This window comes from Lutibacter sp., assembly GCF_016342705.1.
Taxonomy (GTDB): domain Bacteria; phylum Bacteroidota; class Bacteroidia; order Flavobacteriales; family Flavobacteriaceae; genus Lutibacter.
Genome location: NZ_JAEINV010000010.1, coordinates 20,948 through 38,593, shown reverse-complemented (window position 1 = coordinate 38,593; position 17,646 = coordinate 20,948). Strand labels below are relative to the sequence as shown.

General features: G+C 30.2%; 19 protein-coding genes and 1 tRNA gene. 3 read left to right on the top strand and 17 right to left on the bottom strand.

Going from position 1 to position 17,646, the window contains the following annotated elements:
- Positions 1-25 precede the first annotated feature (25 nt).
- On the top strand, positions 26-361 hold the full coding sequence (locus tag JEY78_RS10595) for a helix-turn-helix domain-containing protein (protein WP_291850768.1): 336 nt from the start codon (positions 26-28) through the stop codon (positions 359-361).
- A 934-nt stretch (positions 362-1,295) separates the two neighbouring features.
- Here JEY78_RS10595 and JEY78_RS10590 read toward each other — a convergent pair.
- The 12 genes from JEY78_RS10590 to JEY78_RS10535 all read right to left on the bottom strand — a co-directional run bounded on the left by JEY78_RS10590 (position 1,296) and on the right by JEY78_RS10535 (position 11,888).
- Complete coding sequence (locus tag JEY78_RS10590; RefSeq protein ID WP_291850765.1) at positions 1,296-2,543, bottom strand: S41 family peptidase; 1,248 nt, start codon at positions 2,541-2,543, stop codon at positions 1,296-1,298.
- A 4-nt stretch (positions 2,544-2,547) separates the two neighbouring features.
- Positions 2,548-3,684, bottom strand: a complete 1,137-nt coding sequence (locus tag JEY78_RS10585) for a serine hydrolase (RefSeq protein WP_291850762.1) — start codon at positions 3,682-3,684, stop codon at positions 2,548-2,550.
- Between the two features lie 45 nt (positions 3,685-3,729).
- Positions 3,730-4,335, bottom strand: coding sequence for a hypothetical protein (locus JEY78_RS10580; protein ID WP_291850760.1), 606 nt, complete (start codon positions 4,333-4,335; stop codon positions 3,730-3,732).
- 32 nt (positions 4,336-4,367) lie between these two features.
- Complete coding sequence (locus JEY78_RS10575) at positions 4,368-5,012, bottom strand: hypothetical protein (RefSeq protein WP_291850757.1); 645 nt, start codon at positions 5,010-5,012, stop codon at positions 4,368-4,370.
- Positions 5,013-5,127: 115 nt separating this feature from the next.
- Positions 5,128-6,108 (bottom strand): alpha/beta hydrolase, encoded by a 981-nt coding sequence (locus JEY78_RS10570; RefSeq protein ID WP_291850755.1) that lies wholly within the window; start codon positions 6,106-6,108, stop codon positions 5,128-5,130.
- Between the two features lie 177 nt (positions 6,109-6,285).
- Positions 6,286-6,903: a CatB-related O-acetyltransferase gene (locus tag JEY78_RS10565; protein ID WP_291850752.1), complete on the bottom strand. Its 618-nt coding sequence runs from the start codon at positions 6,901-6,903 to the stop codon at positions 6,286-6,288.
- A gap of 11 nt (positions 6,904-6,914) precedes the next feature.
- Positions 6,915-7,283 (bottom strand): hypothetical protein, encoded by a 369-nt coding sequence (locus JEY78_RS10560; protein WP_291850749.1) that lies wholly within the window; start codon positions 7,281-7,283, stop codon positions 6,915-6,917.
- A gap of 18 nt (positions 7,284-7,301) precedes the next feature.
- The gene (locus JEY78_RS10555; RefSeq protein ID WP_291850746.1) at positions 7,302-8,162 is read right to left on the bottom strand and encodes an SDR family oxidoreductase; all 861 of its coding nucleotides are present in this window, start codon (positions 8,160-8,162) and stop codon (positions 7,302-7,304) included.
- Positions 8,163-8,183: 21 nt separating this feature from the next.
- The gene (locus JEY78_RS10550) at positions 8,184-9,263 is read right to left on the bottom strand and encodes a serine hydrolase (protein WP_291850742.1); all 1,080 of its coding nucleotides are present in this window, start codon (positions 9,261-9,263) and stop codon (positions 8,184-8,186) included.
- 105 nt (positions 9,264-9,368) lie between these two features.
- On the bottom strand, positions 9,369-11,099 hold the full coding sequence (locus tag JEY78_RS10545; protein WP_291850739.1) for a helix-turn-helix domain-containing protein: 1,731 nt from the start codon (positions 11,097-11,099) through the stop codon (positions 9,369-9,371).
- 478 nt (positions 11,100-11,577) lie between these two features.
- Complete coding sequence (locus tag JEY78_RS10540; RefSeq protein ID WP_291850736.1) at positions 11,578-11,706, bottom strand: hypothetical protein; 129 nt, start codon at positions 11,704-11,706, stop codon at positions 11,578-11,580.
- A gap of 2 nt (positions 11,707-11,708) precedes the next feature.
- Positions 11,709-11,888 carry a hypothetical protein gene (locus tag JEY78_RS10535; RefSeq protein WP_291850733.1) on the bottom strand — a complete coding sequence of 60 codons (180 nt, stop codon included), beginning with the start codon at positions 11,886-11,888 and terminating at the stop codon, positions 11,709-11,711.
- 450 nt (positions 11,889-12,338) lie between these two features.
- Between JEY78_RS10535 and JEY78_RS10530 the strand changes: the two genes are divergently transcribed.
- Complete coding sequence (locus tag JEY78_RS10530; protein WP_291850731.1) at positions 12,339-13,295, top strand: IS110 family transposase; 957 nt, start codon at positions 12,339-12,341, stop codon at positions 13,293-13,295.
- Between the two features lie 100 nt (positions 13,296-13,395).
- On the opposite strand, the gene JEY78_RS10525 is transcribed toward JEY78_RS10530, so the two are convergent.
- From JEY78_RS10525 to JEY78_RS10505, 5 genes are all read right to left on the bottom strand, one after another.
- A complete protein-coding gene (locus JEY78_RS10525) occupies positions 13,396-13,536 on the bottom strand; it encodes a hypothetical protein (RefSeq protein ID WP_291850729.1) in 141 nt (46 codons plus the stop codon).
- Between the two features lie 231 nt (positions 13,537-13,767).
- Positions 13,768-13,841, bottom strand: a tRNA-Arg gene (locus tag JEY78_RS10520).
- 35 nt (positions 13,842-13,876) lie between these two features.
- Positions 13,877-13,993, bottom strand: coding sequence for an SsrA-binding protein (locus tag JEY78_RS10515; RefSeq protein WP_367158780.1), 117 nt, complete (start codon positions 13,991-13,993; stop codon positions 13,877-13,879).
- A gap of 526 nt (positions 13,994-14,519) precedes the next feature.
- On the bottom strand, positions 14,520-16,160 hold the full coding sequence (locus tag JEY78_RS10510; RefSeq protein ID WP_291850723.1) for a M56 family metallopeptidase: 1,641 nt from the start codon (positions 16,158-16,160) through the stop codon (positions 14,520-14,522).
- Between the two features lie 2 nt (positions 16,161-16,162).
- Positions 16,163-16,528: a BlaI/MecI/CopY family transcriptional regulator gene (locus tag JEY78_RS10505; RefSeq protein ID WP_291850720.1), complete on the bottom strand. Its 366-nt coding sequence runs from the start codon at positions 16,526-16,528 to the stop codon at positions 16,163-16,165.
- A 137-nt stretch (positions 16,529-16,665) separates the two neighbouring features.
- Here JEY78_RS10505 and JEY78_RS10500 point away from each other — a divergent pair, with 137 nt between their 5' ends.
- A complete protein-coding gene (locus JEY78_RS10500) occupies positions 16,666-17,601 on the top strand; it encodes a calcium/sodium antiporter (RefSeq protein WP_291850717.1) in 936 nt (311 codons plus the stop codon).
- Positions 17,602-17,646 lie beyond the last annotated feature (45 nt).

The window sequence follows — 17,646 nt, the reverse complement described above, 5'->3', positions numbered from 1 at the left end:
TACTTTGAATCTAAAATAACGTATTATGGAAAATCCTTTTGAAATTATTGTAGAAAAACTAACTGTTATTGAAAAACGACTTTCAACAATTGAGCACAAATTAGGTGTTACCTCCAACGAAAATGGTTATAAAGAAGTTATGAACTTAAATCAGGTGTGTGATTATTTAGAGATTTCTAAAAGCCATCTTTATAAACTGACGAGTAACCAAGAAATCCCGCATTATAAAAGGGGTGGCAAAAAATTGTATTTTAACAAATATGAAATTGATAATTGGCTATTACAAAATAAGATTGTAACTAGAAGGGAAATAGAAATGCAAGCAGCTAATTATTGTATAAAAAATAAATTTAAGAATTAGCGAAGCTACAGCGAGGCTAACTGCGAGTTCGAACGTAGGGTGTTGGGGCAAAAGCACGTTGACAACGGAATAAGTGCGTGCAACAACTACGTGGCACACGAAGGGTTGGCGCTGTTTTTGCTTATTTCTTTGTAATCAAATTTATGAGGTGGGAAAGGCAAGTGCAAGATATGGAGTGGTTTATTTATTCCTTCTATTCATTTTGCCTTGATGCAAAACGAACCAAAAAATCAAGACTGATTAAAATAGCCTAGAATACACGTTATCTCACTTTCGCATCCAGACCGCTCCGCTCTTTGGATTACTCAGACGTTTCGATAACTTGAATTTCTACAGCTATTTTAATAGGCCGTTTTGGTAAGTGGGTATTTTATTATTTAATTTTTTTAACCTTTAAATTTAAACGATATATCTTGCTCTTGTGAGCGTTTGCAATATGGTTTAAAACCTAAGAAGTTAAATTATAAGATATTAAAAATGATTTGATTTATTATAAACAGTTCCCCGCTTTCGCGAGGACAAGGGTTAAATTATATGCAAAATGGAGTTTCTATTTCTGAAGTAAGTACTGCAAAAACTGTGACAACCCGATTAGCCCAGAGTGAGCAGCAGGCGAGCCAAAATTATGAAACAGCGGTTGTAAAAAATAAAATGACTTGCGTAGCAAAACATTAGAGGGGTTGGGTGCAAAAAATAGCTGAGGTTGAGGAATGCGTGAAATGTGTGCAATAAAATAAGTGAATGCGCTGCAATGAGCACCCACTGGAGCACAAATTGCAGTGCAATGAACGGCAAGTACAAGGGTTTTTTGTTTTACGTTTTTTAATAATGAGATCCTGAAACAAGTTCAGGATGACGTTTTTTAATGAATGCCCTTGTAATTATTCTTTATGGAACTAAATTGAGCGTATTGTGAACACCTTATTACCTGCCTTTAAAATCTACTTATCAATACCCGCAAAACAGTGTCTATATTATCAAATAAATCATTCTTTTTTTGTTTTATAAGAATATCTGGTTGAAGTGCAGCATTTAGCTTTTCTGATAACTGAAATAATCGCTTTGAATATGTAATTACTAATTTTGAATTAGGTAAAGTAAAACTATCCATATCCTGATAACCATTTGGATTAGATCCAGTAGGTTCACCAACAATTTTAGCATTTAATAATTGTTTAAAAAGTGCTGCATTACTTGTTGCAGCCGAAAACGTTTTGTTACTTGTTAATAGAAACATTCCATTTTTCCAATCTATTGAATCTGCAAGGTTTAATGCATAAGCTAAAACCACCCCAACATATAAATCACCACCTCCATTATTACGCATATCTATGATGACTTTTTGAATGTGGTTTGTAGCAATGTAGTTTACTAATGTTTCCCCAAAAACCTGCATATCTTCAAAGGTTGGATAGCTTTCAAAATTGATATATAAGGCTTTAGTATTTTTTATTGGTGTAAACCATAAATATGGAAAGGCAGGATCATTTGGCTTTATAATTTCTGCAACGCCTGTAGTTAAATGAATAAAATCTGATGCTTTGTTTGATGCGTCTTTATCTACTGCTTTAAGTGTTACTTTTATTTCTTGTTTGTTATCGTCTAGAAAGGTAAATACCGCTTTGTCCACTTTTTTAGTAATATGAAGTGCAAATAGTAATTCGGATATATTCAAATATTCCCCAGTTCTTATTTTTTGAGAATATTGGTTTTCTACAAATTGTGCAACTTCCGACACTTTTGCTGAAACCTCATCAATGGGAATATCATCTATGGCTGTTAAGGATAATTTTAATAAGTTACTATGTTTACTGCTTACTTTTACCACACGCCACTTACCATCAATAAAATTTACTTCAAGAGGAAAACGATGTAAAGGTATATTTCGCAATGAAACAGAAGTATGCCCATCATTAATACGCCTTGTTAAACGCATTAATTTTAAAATGATTTCAAAATCATTTAAAGTGTCAGAACTGTTGTAAATCTTTTGCCACTCATTTGCAAAATCTTCTTTAGTAATTGAATGGTATACTTCTATATGTTTTTGTTCTAAGCCCTTTTTATAAATTTCAAGGTCATTTTTCCAATCAATTTTTTTTGATGTCTGTGCAACTGATACATTACAGATTGAGCATATAATAATGATATAATAAATACTTTTTTTATTTAATAACTTCATAATACTACTTGCCTTCTATGATTTTAAGTACGTCATAAACTAATGAGATTGTACTTTTTGAAGCCTCTAATTGATTTAGAGTACCTGCTATATAAATATCTAGTTCTGGGCAATACCACAAAAAGGATGCAGTACTACCTGTATGACCAATAAGCTGAAGGCCTGTGTTTATTTTATATAAGACATTGAATGATATTTTTCTAATCCCATAGCCGTATTCCATTCCAACAGTTTCATCAATCCAGTTTTGCATTGCTAAACGCGTATTCTTTTTTACAATTTTATCAGCATTGAAAGCTTCTAAAAAAGTTATAAGGTCTTTGGTTGTTGAGACCAATCCACCACCACCCCAATCTGCACTTAAACTTTTAATGGATGATAGTTCAATGTCACCTGCATAAAACTTAGCTATGGGAAATTGATTTTTTATAGGTGAAGATTTTAAATTGATATAAGAATTTGACATTGCTAAAGGTTGAAAAATATGTTTCTTTAAAAACTCATTGTATGATATACCACTTACTTTTTCAATTATCAAAGCTAAAAGCACATACTCCGTATCTGTATAATGATAGCCTTGACCAGGAATGAAATGAGGTTTCATTTTTTCTTTAGTAAACTCAATCATTTCATAAGGTGTCCAAAGCCTATTAGCATCTACTAGTAATTGATTGATAATATTTTGACTACCATCAATTGTTTCGTCAGTAAAATAATCAGGTAAACCCGAAGTATGCTGTAATAAATGAGTAATTGTAATTTCGTTAGTATAGTCCTTACCATTAAACAAGTGCAATTTTTTTAGTAGAGATTTTGTCAAATATTGACTAATCTTATCATCAAAATCTAATTTTCCCATATCCTTTAGAATCCCAATTGAAGTAGCCGTTAACATTTTGGTAATACTCGCTGTGTAAAAAGGATTATTTAAGTTTAAAGCATCTTCGTCAGCATTTTTACCTTGTGCCAACTGTATATTAATTTCTTTAGATTTTGAATATATATGAAGAAATGCACTTTTTATAGATTCTTTTTCTAACTCTGTTATAAATCGTTGCGTAATCTCATTATCCATAGATTGTTGCCCAGAAACTGTTATTAAGAAACTAAACAGGAATGTAATAGTTACTATATTTCGCATATCATTTTAATTTGATAGAATTAGCTATAAAGTTACACCTAAATATTAGAACCAACTGAAGCCCAAACCTATATTGAATGTTACCGCATCTCCATGTACATCACCTTCTAAAAAGGTTCTACCCATTACTACTTTGGATTGCACATTCAATGCAAAGTTTTTCTTTTTGTAAAACTCATATCCTGTACTGGCCATAACAGCACATCCAAAATTCCAATAATCATTAACATTGTCTTTTATATCGTAAAGAGCAGGTGAGTCAATAGCTAATCCAACTCCTCCGTGTATCCACCAACGATCTTTCACCCAATATTGTATTGAGGGAATGAAACCTCCAAAATGCCTATCGTTGTTATTAAATTCATAAATCATACCTGGCATAGAAGCAGTTATTGCTAAGTTATCGTTTAACATATACCCAAACTTTAATTCAGGAAAACTTAACGCACCTTGAGATTTATCGAAAGTTTGAATGCCTTGGTTATCTTCAACACCAATTACACCACCACCTAAACTAAACTCAAACATAAAGCCATCGCGTTTAAAAATTGTTTCATTTGTTGAATTGTTTTGTGCAGTTACTACGATAGTGCATAATGTTAATGATATAAGTAGTATTGTAAATCTTATTTGTTTATTTCTTGTTTTCATTTTTATTACTATTTATCTATTGATTATTTTTTTTAAAATTTAAATCCTATGTAAAGGTTTGGTTCAAAAAGGAAGTAGTTTTTCCATCTATTATCTAATTGTTTGAATGCATCAGGCGTATTGGTGTCAAAAACCCAAAATTGAGAATGAACCTGAGGCTCGATAAAAAATCTTTTATTCTTACCAAATGCAAAATGATAACCAAGATGGAACGAATTGTAAAGCTTAAAACCGTTTGCTATTTTTTTGTTATCTAAATCTAAATAGGTTTTGTATTGTGGCAATACTTCTACGGAAGCAAATAAACCTTTCCAGAGCATTCGTTGGTAAGAAAATCCTATACCCGTTTCACGAAGGTAACCTGGATAGAATTCAGTTTCAGAATCTATTTTATCAAGAAGACCATCCCACCATTGAATACCCATTGGTTGAAATAAACGCCAAGTGGCAAACTTTAATCCGATAATATTTTTTGAATCCAATTCACGCTTTACGTGAAATTCGATATGTTGCGTATTGGTTCTTTCGCCACCCTTACCAATGTTGCCCAAGATAATAGCAGGAAAGCTGACTCTGTATTTGAAATCTGTATTATAATTTTCTAATGATACATTGTTACTCTGTGCAAAAGCATTTAGCGCACAAAATGCTAAGCAAATGATTACTAGTTTTTTCATTTTAATGTGTTTTTAATTGTTCGTGTTTTGATTAATAATTTGATGGTACAAAGATTCACTGAATTTTAAGGGCAATCGTTTTGAATTATAATTTGGAACCTTTTTGCTGATAGTTTTAATACTTAATTTTATTACCATTAAGCAGAACTTTAAGAAGTAGCTCCTGCATTCTATTGGATGCTTCCATTGGTATTTGATGACCTACATCTTTAAACCTATAAATTTCCTTTTCTTTAGGTTTTATACCCTTAAAGAACTTTTTGGACAACTTATAATAAGCTGTATAGTCTTTATCTCCATAAAAAACAATCGTTCTACATTGTATTGAAGATGAAATTTTTAGTCTGTTTACTTTATAAAGTTGGCTGTATAATAAGCCCCAATTGGTGTACCATTGCTCGAAAAACTGTGAATATTGTCTATAGAGAGTATCATTAATTGATTCGCCTTGGTATTCAGAGAGCCATTTGAACTGAATGGCCATATCTTTTGCATTATGATATGGTATATTAATAGTTTTTAGTTGCTTAACTGCTTTTTGGTTTTTAGATTTCCTAAAGTGTCTAATAAGTATCTTATTCAGACTTTTTTGACTTGAAAAAAGACTTACAATAGGGCTTATGGCAACCAATGTTGAAATTTTATTAGGTTTTGATTCCGCTAAATGAATGGCTAATAAAGTCCCCCAAGAATTTGCGACTAAAATAATTTGTTGACGATGAAACTTATTTAAAATATAAGTAAGTAACTCTTCAGCATCAGAATGCATTAATGCTAATGTTGGCCTTTGTTTTAAACCATTTTGTTTTAAGGTTTTGCCAGCACCTCTTTGATCCCAGTGAATCACTAAAAAGTCTAGCTCTAACGATGCTGTTATTTTTTCACTATGGGCAGATGCCGCTGCTCCTGGACCTCCGTGTAAATACAACACTATTGGTTTATCCTTATTACCTTTAAGACTAATGTATTGGTCTATACCTCCAATCTTTACAAAGTAGGATGTATCTATTTTTTGATGTACGTTTTCTATATTTTGTGCATTCATTTTATAAATAAATACACTAATAATTATTAAGGAAGTTGCTTTAAAATTCATTTTAATTGTTTTTATTTCACTAGGACAAAGATGATTTGAAAAGTAGTTTCCATCGTTTTAGATTATAATGTAGTACCTATTGAGTGCTATATCTATTTCTTACAAACAGAACAAAACGGCATAAAAAAGGCTTAACATTTTAGAGTTAAGCCTTTTATTAGTTCTTAGGGTATTATCTTATAGCAACGCTTCAGGATTAGAGGTAAGCTTTTCTACATTTTCAGTAATTTTTTCAATCTCCCAATCCCACCATTTTAACTGTAATAGTTTTGAAATGGTATCTTCAGAAAACCGCTTTTTAATTAGTTTAGCAGGATTACCCCCAACAATAGTGTAAGGTTCTACGTTTTTTGTCACGACTGCTTTTGATGCTATTATTGCACCATCACCAATGTAAACACCTGGCATAATGGTAGCATTGTGACCAATCCAAACATCATTACCGATTATGGTATCACCTTTGGTTGGATAGGTTTTACCTTCCATAGCATCTTGCCAAGCACCACCAAAAATGGCAAATGGATATGCTGTTGTGGCTTCTGTTAAATGATTACCACCATTCATAATAAATGTAGCATCTGAAGCAATCATACAAAACTTACCTATGATGAGTTTGTCTCCAATAAAATCAAAATGATATTTTACGTTTTTCTCAAAGTTTGAAACATCTTCAAAGTCATTATAATAAGTATAGTCACCAACTATAATATTAGGATTGTTAATAAGGTTTTTTAAAAAACAAAGTTTTTTATAATTGGGTAGTGGGAATAGGGTTTTTGGGTTGGGTGCTTTCATAGAGACTTCATTTATTTTGATGATTTATAAAATACTATAGCTAAATATAAGGTTATGATAGCCTGACATTTTTCAATTATGGTTTCTGCTAAAAGATTACCAATAGTGTTTAACATAAAAAAAATCGCAAAAAACAATAGTATTCTTTTTATGGTTTTAGCTGTAAAAATTGGTTTTAACAGCCTGCTTTTCATAGAAAGGACTGTGCCTATAAACAGCATTATAATTAATGATACGCCTTCCAAAATATACATTTCTGAAATAGCTTTTATTTTACCACCCCAAACTATAGTGTATGGAATGATTTGAAATAAAACCAACACGTGAAATATACAGTAGGCAACAATAATAATTAGGGCGATTTTTTGAGATAATTTCATTGTGATGTTTTTATATGATCAAATTGTTTTTACTTCTTGAACATAAAATTCCTTTAAATGATGCTCTCCGTAGGTTGGTGCTATATTATCCTCTGCCATAAGGGTTAAGAAAAACTCAATGGGTCCATAGGTTTTTACACTAGTAAAGGTTCTTAAACTCCAAATAGTTAGTTTTCGCATCCAATCTGGTAAATGAATGATTCTTATGGGTTTGTTCAGAGTATTTAGAGCCAATTTACTAATATCATTAAGACTTAACACGTCGGGTCCACCAATGGTAAATTCTTTATTGGTTTCCTCTAAATTATCCACAATAAATGTTGCTAAATCTTTACCGTGAATTGGGTTGAATTTTTGATTGCCCGAGCCAAACAAATAAACCCGACCCGATTTTGCCATTTGCAAAAAATCTTTCATATCAGAGAAAAAACCGTTGGGTCTTACTATGGTATAGTTTAGTCCTGAAGATTTTAAGGCATCTACAAACTTTTCCTTGGCTTCAAAAATTTTTAAATTCCGATATTTATTACCATTGATTGCTGAAACGTAAACAAAATGTTTTACACCTGCTTTTTTTGCTTCTACCAGTAGATTCATATTGGCTTTATAATCTACATCTAAATATGTTAAGCCTTCTTTTTGCCTTGTTATACCTACTGTAGATATTACCGTGTCTATACCTTTGCAAATATCACGTAAGGTATCAGGTTTTGTAACCTCTGCTTGTTTAACCTCTAAAAAATTTTCGTTATTATTTTTTAGTTTATTTGGATTTCGTACAATGGCAAGAACTTGATTTTGATTTTCAATTAAGGCGTTTAATACAAAGGACCCTAAGTAACCTGTAGCACCTGCTAATAATATGTTGGTATGTTTCATTACTATAGGGTTATTATGATTTTAATTAAACTCATTTATTAATAATTGTTCAATAATGGTATTGCGTTGCATCCCTGTATCGTCTTGTAGATTACTTAACAAAATAATGTTAGCATCGTATTCTGGTATAAAACCAATCATACTCCAATAACCATTAATATCTCCACCGTGCCAATACATTGTTGTATTTCCTTCTTGTGTGGTTAACCATCCCAAGCCAAAATCGGTATAACCACTTGGTACGTTTTGGGTAAATATTTCGGTTTTTTCATCATTTGTAAACCAATTATTTTTTACAGCATTGGTCCAAATTTCCATATCTTTTGGAGTGCTACTAAAGTCACCTGCTCCAAATGCAATTGACATTGGATATGTACTATTAATGTTACCATTTTGATAACCTTCAGCGTGCGTATCAGCATCAACTACATTGAAACCTTTACTTGTATTAGTCATACTTAAAGGAGATAATATTTTTTGCTGAATATATTCGTGGTAAGACATTTGAGCCATTTCTTGAACTAACATTGCTGCAATAAGAAAGTTTGAATTGCTATATTGTTTTCCTGAACCTGGTGTGAAATTTAAACCGTCTTCTGATATCATTTCTGTAATTACTTCATAAATATCTTCTTCATCAAAGGTTTGGCCTTGTTCGTAGAATTCTTCAACCACAAATTGATAATCTGGAATTCCTGATTGATGTGATAATAAATGTGCAATAGTAATTTGATCACCATTTGGAAATTCAGCATCAAATTCATTTAAAGTTTGATTAAAACTTGTAATTAAACCATCTCGTTTTAATTGAACTATTGCCGCTGCTGTTATAGTTTTACTTACCGAACCAATGCGATACCCAAGTTCAAAATCTTGTGGTAACATTGTACTTTCATTAGCCAATCCAAAACCTTGTCTCACTAAATCGTTTCCGTTTTTAGTTACAATGGCATACCCCTGAAAATCAATTTCAGTTAGTAAATTTTCTACGGTTGTGTAATTGTTTAATGGTATGTTGTTGTCATCATCTTTTGAACAAGATGTAAAAAGTATTATGGTAGTTACCATAAATGCTACAAAAATTTTGTGTAAAGTTGTCATAACTGTTCGTTTTTTGATTATTAATTAAATGATGATGCAAAGATTCATCAGATAACTAAAGCAATCGTTCTGAATTATAATTTGAAACGAACTGAATAAGATTTGCTACGAATTGGCTTTTAACCAAGCCTTAGGGGTAATGCCCTCTGTTTTTTTGAAGTAAGTATTAAATACACTTTTAGAATTAAAGCCGCTATCATAAGCTAATCCAAGAATGGTGAGGTGTGAATTTTTAGGGTCTAAGGCTATGTCTTTAAAATAATTTAAACGATACGAATTAACAAAGTCATTGAAATTAACGTCAAATGCTTGGTTAACTAAATAAGACATTTTATTTGTATTTAACCCTAAAACATCTGCTACAAATTTTAATGTTAATTGTGGATTTAAATACGGTTCTTCTTCCTTAAAATAGGCAAGTATTTCTTCTTTTAAAGTTTCTATTTGATGATCATCTAAAATGTTTGAAGTTGTTTTATCTTCCTCTTCTTTAATGATTTTAATTTCTTCAAAGAAGAAATTAGATTGATGCAAGTTTTTAAAACCATTTGCGTTGTGCAGAGGTTGCAAAAATGGTTCTTGCCTAAAATTTATAATTTGACCACGTCTTTGGTCAATCATTTCCTTTAAAAGAGAAAACCCTTTGTCTTTATGATTTGAATTGCTTAAAATAAATACGTCATAAGGTACAAGCATTGTTTGTTTATTATCATCCTCTTTCCATTTATCGATAATTTGTTGTGGAACTACAACTTCATTTTCATTAATAAGACTAAACAATAAATTTTTTTCTTCAATAAGTGTTGTATTGTGAATATGCGCTATAAATTCTTGCTTTTTGTTGAGCCATATTAAACAGAAACACTTTAAATGATGAGCCAATTCTAATTGAGGATTCAGTGTTAAGGCATAATTAACATTTTCCAAAGCTTTCTCAAATTGACGTTGATAGTAGTAAATATGGGCTAAGGTGTAATGATTGTTAGCCGAAAGCGGATCTACCTCTAATAATTTGTTCGCATATTTTAAAGCTACATCAAAAAAACCGAGAGCAATACATAATTCTGCCATCGCTTCTAAACCATCTATGTGATTCGGGTTTATCTCTAAAACTTTGATAATATGTGTGTAAGCATTTTTAAAATCCCATTCTTCCCAAAAAAACTTACCTACAAAGGACAAAGGATATTCTGGTAATGAGGTGTCAATTTCTTTGGCTATTAACAAATTACTAATTGCCAACTCCATAGCTTCTTGATAGGGCATATAGCCCCACATTGCTAATAATCCATAACATTGCAAATTGGCAAAATATGCTTTGGCATAATTTTTATCAATAGCAATGGCTTGATTGTAAAATTCAATGGCTAGGTTTAAGCTTTCAGATGTCCATTTTAATTGCAAAGAGCGTCCTTTTAAAAACAATTGGTAGGCATCAATATTGTTAGTCGGTTGCTTAATTAAATGGTCTTGCACTTCAAAATGCCCAAAATTGTTTCTAACTTCGTCTGCAATAGCCAAACTAATTTCGTCTTCTAATTCAAAAATGTTAAGCAGTTCTCTATCGTATTTTTTAGACCAATAATGTATACCGTCCACAACATCTATTAACTGCGCTGTTATCCTAACCGTATCTTGTGCTTTTTTTATACTCCCTTCAAGAATTGTGTTTACACTTAATTGCTTACCAATTTCCCTGATATCAATATCCTTTCCTTTAAAGGCAAAAGATGATGTTCTTGCAATTACTTTTAAGCCTTTTACTTTTGTGAGTGCATTAATAATCTCTTCAGTAATTCCATCGCAAAAATATTCGTTATCAATATCACTGCTCATATTGACAAAAGGTAGCACAGCTATAGATTTAGAATTAATTTGCACTTATTTAGTTTTTATACGATTGTAGACGATTTATACATTAGGTTGAAACATCATAATTATGTTTATGACTTGGATAATTTTAAACAAAATATAATAAGCAATTTACTTTTTTCTCCGTAATTATCAAAACTTAATGATTACGGTGGATGAAGTAGTACAATTTTATATACGCTATTATCATTTGTTAAAGAGCTTTTGAATAGCAGCTAATATCATTTTAAAAATGAATATTTTTATATTTGGTAAATGTAGATTAATTTTCAATTCTTCCTCTAGCTCCTCGACTTAAAAGATGAAGAGTTTAAATTATATTTGATTACTAAATACTTTTTTAATTGTATTTTATGGAGCTAAATGGAGCAATTGACGAACACCTTATTACCTGCACGGATGTTTGTAGTTTGCTCTACTGTTTCTTATGGAAACGGAATTGTTAGTTGTTAGAATTATGATGAGATCCTGAAACAAGTTCAGGATGACGTGTAAAAAGGTCATATCTTGAAAGTAGAATTTCTCCTAATACGTTGAGGTCTTTTCCATAATGGCTTCCTGTTGGCTCCACTCCTAAATCATCAAAACAGTAATTTTTAGTTTGGTTGTATGCTCTAGGATTTCAAAACCGGATGCGTTGAAGTTGAATACGATGTTTCTTGTTGGAATGATTTCATAATTTGTTTTGTGTGGTGCTAAGTGTAACAATAATTTCATCAAAGATGTTTTTCCCCATCCTACTGGTCCTGTCAATAATATTCCTTTGTTGGTGTCGATTCCCGTTTGAGCACAACTGTTATGGTCTTGAATGTAATAGCAGCATAATTTAAAAATTAGTGGTTCGTCTTATTTGTATATTTTAAAGTTTTTGCCAAATAGCAAATGTCCTTTGATGTTGAGGTAGGTTTTGATTTTTTCGAAATCGTAGTGAATTACATTATCTCTGATTTCTCCTATTTGGAATTTTGAGGTTCCTTCGGTTTTGATGTGAGTCTTAAGTTTGTAAATCATTAAATTTAATAATTAATCAGAAAGAATAAAAGAGAGGAATAAGGTTAGTTTATGAGGTGAAACCTAGATTTCGTCAACACTGATAATCCCCTCTCTTTTTCTACTTAAATTTCGTTCAGTTCTATGAGTTTTTAAGCTCGATTTTAAGTCGTTGAAACTTGAGTAGCTATTCTTTCCAAAACTTTTTTTCTTATGTATAAATATAGTGAAATTTTTGGAGTAGACATTAGCAAAGATGTGTTTGATGTTGTGAACTCAAAGGGGGATTATTATCAGTTTTCAAATGATTTAAAAGGATTTAAAGCGTTTACAAAAAAGCTAACAAAAGAAACCTTAGTTGTAATGGAGGCTACCGGCTATTATCATTATTGTCTAGCCCAATACCTTTATGAACAAGGTTATTTAGTTTCTGTAGTAAATCCGTTATCAGTAAAGCGTTTTATTCAAATGAAATTATCAAAGATAAAAACAGATAAGTCGGATGCCAAAGCTATATGTGAATATGGTTCTTTCAATGAAGTTCCATTATACACAGCAAAGGATGAAAGCCAAGCTGAATGCCTTCAACTAATCCGTTTAATGGATATTTATTTAAAGCAGCGTACAATGATGAAGAATAAAATACACGGAGAAGAAGCTTTAGGAATTCCCTCAAAAGCAGTTTATCGTTCCTTGAATCGCTCCTTAAAGTCCATAAAAAAGGAAATAGGTTTATTGGAAGATCGTTTGAATTCATTAGTTAAAGATCATCAGCAAAAGCAATTAACTTTATTGAAAAGTATTCCAGGTATGGGAGTTAAAACAGCTCTGATGCTTATTATTATGATCGATGGTTTTAATCGTTTTGAAAATTCAAAACAACTGTGCAGTTATGCAGGTATTACACCAACAATACGACACTCAGGCAGCAGTGTTAGAGGGAGAAGTAGAATTAGTAAAATGGGGAATCAAAAAATGAGAAACTTGTTATTCTTATGTGGTTTTTCAGCTTGTAAATACAATAAGGGATGTAAAGCAATTTATGAACGAATTGTATCCAAGGGAAAGAGTAAAAAATTAGCGCTAATAGCAGTGAGTAATAAGTTATTGAAACAGGCTTTTGCAATAGCTAAATCAGGGTTACCTTATGATGAAAATTTTGTTTCTTGATTAAAGTAAATCAATAGTAATTAGTAACAAAAAAGCCTATCAAAATATTAAATATACTTTAGTAGGCTCAGAATTATATTGCCAAAAAATAACGGAGAATTTACTTGTTTTTTAACTCAGTTCTTCTTATGCTGAGTCTTTTTTTATTGATGGTAATTCTTACATAAAGTAATTCTTCATCATTAATTGCTCTTGAACTTTGTAGCCAATAGTTTGTGGAAAATGTGTTTTTTGTTCTCATAGTTGTCGTTTTAAAATGTTAAACATTGTTCAAAACGAAAGTCAAATCAACTATTAATTTACATCTACATTTTTTTGAAAGTGTCAGCTAAGCTGACACTTTCAAAAAAAGCTGACACTTTGCTACCATATTAAATCAAATAACATCAAATTCTATGAAGTCCTAAAAACCTAAAAACCACCTAAATCATAGGATTTAGATGGTTTTGTTGCTATTTGTATGTAGCTTTAGTGACCTCGACAGGATTCAAACCTGTAACCTTCTGAGCCGTAATCAGATGCGCTATTCAGTTGCGCCACGAGGCCGTTTTGAGGGTGCAAATATAATATAAATATATTATTTACAAACTATTTTTTGTAACAAAATATCTCCAGCCTATAATTGCCATTTGCCATTTTTTAGCTTTGGTCATATCAAGTCTTCTTTTTGAAAAACTAGGCAATAAAATTTTATTCAAACTAGCAACTATTTTAAACATTTGTTTTTTCATGATGTAAAAATACACAATAAAAGAAATCCTACAATAAGTAGGATTTTTTTAAGCAATTTAATGTTGCTTTTTTTTTATAGGAAATAGTGAATGATTGTTAAAACTAGTTTGGTAACTAGGACAAAAAAAGTGATCATAATAGTTGGTTTTTGGTTCATAAATTAATTGTTTTATTAAGGTAATTCTATTTTAAAATATCATCCAACTATTAAATGAGGAATTTATAAGATTGACTTTCTTTTGTTTGTAAAAAGAGAACTTTAATTTGTTGATGTAAATGAAATACTAGGTGTAAGTTATAAAAAACAACTAAAAACTAAATAAAAGTTATAAAGTGTAATATTTTAATGGGCGCTTTTGGTATTGTTTTAAAAAGTAAAGGATGTTTTATTGTTGAAACCCTCTTTTTAGAGACATTTAATTTTATTTCATAAAAAAACCTGCATTTAAAATATTTTAAAGCAGGTTTTATAAAATTTAATTTAAACTTAAGTTATTCTTTTTTTAAGACCATTTCAATCACTCCATTTTCACCTTTTTCACCGTATTTTTTAATGGCATTTTCACCCTTTAAAACGTTAATACTTTCAATTTTATTAACGTCTATATTTTTAATTTCTTCAGAATTTATTTCTTCACCATTAACAATATAAATTGGTTTATCGTTACTGGTATGTATAATTTTTACTTCTCCTTTTTTTGAGAGTATATTCTGTTCATCATTTTTGTTATTTTTTTTAATAATGTACACATTTTCACTTGCATTGTCTTCTTCTAAAATTAATTCATTTGCTTCTCCATCATCTGATATAAATACAGCTTTATTTATTTTAATGTTATGATTTTTAGATAGTTCATCTTTTGATTCATCAAAAACTTCAACTTCTAAATTAGTGTCTTTGTCCTTATGCCAAATAATTTTTGTGCTTGATTTTTTTAGCGTGTCAATTATACTGTTATTATTCTTGGATGTAAAATGAAATTCTTCTTTTTCCTGAATGTTGCCAATAGTAATATCATCTTTCTGAGAATCATAACTTATTAGTATTGGTTTTATTGGTTTATCACTTTGACGCATAAAAAGAGTTGAGTTTGAGCTATTTTTAGCGTCAATTTTTATGGCGGTAATTTCATTGTTAGAATTTCTTTTAATACTATTGAAAGTTAATTCTATATCAAATGTTTTTTTGAAAATGTTGGAGAATTTCTCTAAATTTTCATTGGTTGAATTTTTGTTTAAAATTAATTCAATCTTAGATTTAGATAGTATTCCCTCTTTTACTTCTTGGGCAATAATTTTAGTGTTAAAAGTTGAAATAAAAAGTAGTAATACTGGAATTAAAAGAGCATATTTCCATTGTTTCTTTTTTTGAGATTGTTTTTTGTGTAGCATAATTATTCGTTTTTTAATTAATGAATTGTAAAAATTATTGACTAAAGAAATGTTGAAATGTTTTGCGCTTGCTTTTAATAAAGTAAACTTGTAAAGTTTTTTGTTTTTTGAAACGCTAAGAGCGCAGGAGTCTGCTAAAAACTCTAAATTTTGTTGTGTTATTTTTTTAAAATACCAAGCAAATGGATTAAACCATAAAAGAATGACAAGGATGTGAGATAAAATGGTGTCAAATGAATGCCATTGTTTTACGTGAACTTTTTCGTGATGTATAATCTGTTCTAATTCTTCAATTGTAAATTGTTCTTTGTTGTAAATTATTCTATTGAAAAATGAAAATGGAGCAATATTTTTTGAAGTTTCAATAAAATGCAAATCACTTTGTATTGTTGTTTTGTGATTGGTTAGTAGCACTATAAGGGAAATGAAATGTGCAACAAACTTTAAACTAAAAAAAAGAACTCCTAAAAAATAAATGTTAGTTATTATTGAAATCAAATTTAATGAATTTTTGATAGCTTGATTATTTGTATCAATTGATGCAAAATTAAATTGATTAGTTTGGGGTATTTCTTGTAATGTATAAATTGGAATTTCTAGTAGTGGAGTTACAATTATAATGAATATGCCAATTAAAAAATAGCTTCTAATAGATGTGAAAAAGGTCTCATTTTTTAGAAATAAACTATAAAAAACAACTAAGATTATTACCAATCCGCTAGATTTTAATAAGTATTCCATATTTAATTGTTTTGTTTACTTTCTATTATTTTTATGATCTCGCGGAGTTCATCTGCACTTATTTTTTCTTCTTTAGCAAAAAATGAAACTACATTTTTATAAGAATTTTCAAAATAATTATGAATAGCGCTTGAAAAATATTTTTTTCGATATTCTTCCATAGAAATTGTTGGCAAATAGCGGTGTGTCTTTCCAAATGATTCGTGAGTTACAAAACCTTTGTCTTCCATTTTTCTAATAACCGTAGAAACTGTGTTGTAATGTGGTTTTGGTTTTGGAAGTTCAGCAACTACCTCTTTTACAAAAGCCTTTTTTAACTTCCATAAAACGTGCATTATTTCTTCTTCTTTTGTGGTAAGTTTATTCATTCTAAAATATTTTAAATCAAATATAAACTATATTAATAGTTAAACAACTACAAAAATAGTTATTTAACATGAAATTATAATTTTGAACAATTTTGGTGCAATTTATATTCCACTATATTTGCAGAAATTTATATTGTATGAATATAGTATTAATGTTGGTTGGCTTTGTTTTATTAGTTATTGGTGGAAATTGGTTATTGAAAAGTGCAGTTGGCTTTTCATTACGTTTGAATATTCCAAAAATAATTATTGGAATGACAATTGTTTCATTTGCAACTTCTGCACCAGAACTAATTGTGAGTTTAAATGCCGCATTAACTGGCCATGCGGATATTGCTTTGGGAAACGTAATCGGTTCGAACATAGCTAACTTAGGGCTGGTTTTAGCTATAATTGTTTTAATAGCAACTATTAGTGTACAAGATGGTTTTTATAAAATTGATTGGCCAGTGATGATGCTTTCATCTATATTGTTATACTTTTTTATAGCTTTTGATGGAGAATTACAGCGGTATGAAGGAATAATCATGGTGTCTTTATTAATAGTGTTTTTAATTTATTTGTTAAAATTTCAAAAACCAGCAATTGTTGATGAATTACCTGAAGATGATATAGAGTTACCTTTATATAAAGGTATATTGTTTTTGGCTATGGGTGGTGCGGCTTTATGGGGAGGCTCAGAACTATTAGTAAAAGGAGCTGTTGGTTTAGCAACTAGTTTTAATATAAGCGAAAGAATTATTGGAGTGACAGTGGTTTCCATTGGGACAAGTGTTCCAGAATTAGCAGCTTCATTAATTGCTATTATAAAAAAGGAAAAAGCCATATCTATGGGGAATTTAATTGGCTCCAATGTATTTAATATATTGGCAGTGTTAGGTATTACTTCAATAATTACACCTATAAAAGTTTTGGATCAAGGTTTGATATCAAATGATATTATTTGGATGCTGGTAATTTCATTCCTTATATTACCCTTAAATTTTATGCCTGTTAAAATGAAGTTTACTTGGAAGGAAGGCTTAATATTATTAGGCGTTTATATTGCTTTTATGTTCAAAACTTTTATGTAGAAATGTAATATAAAATAAAAAAACACTGCAAGCGCAGTGTTTTTT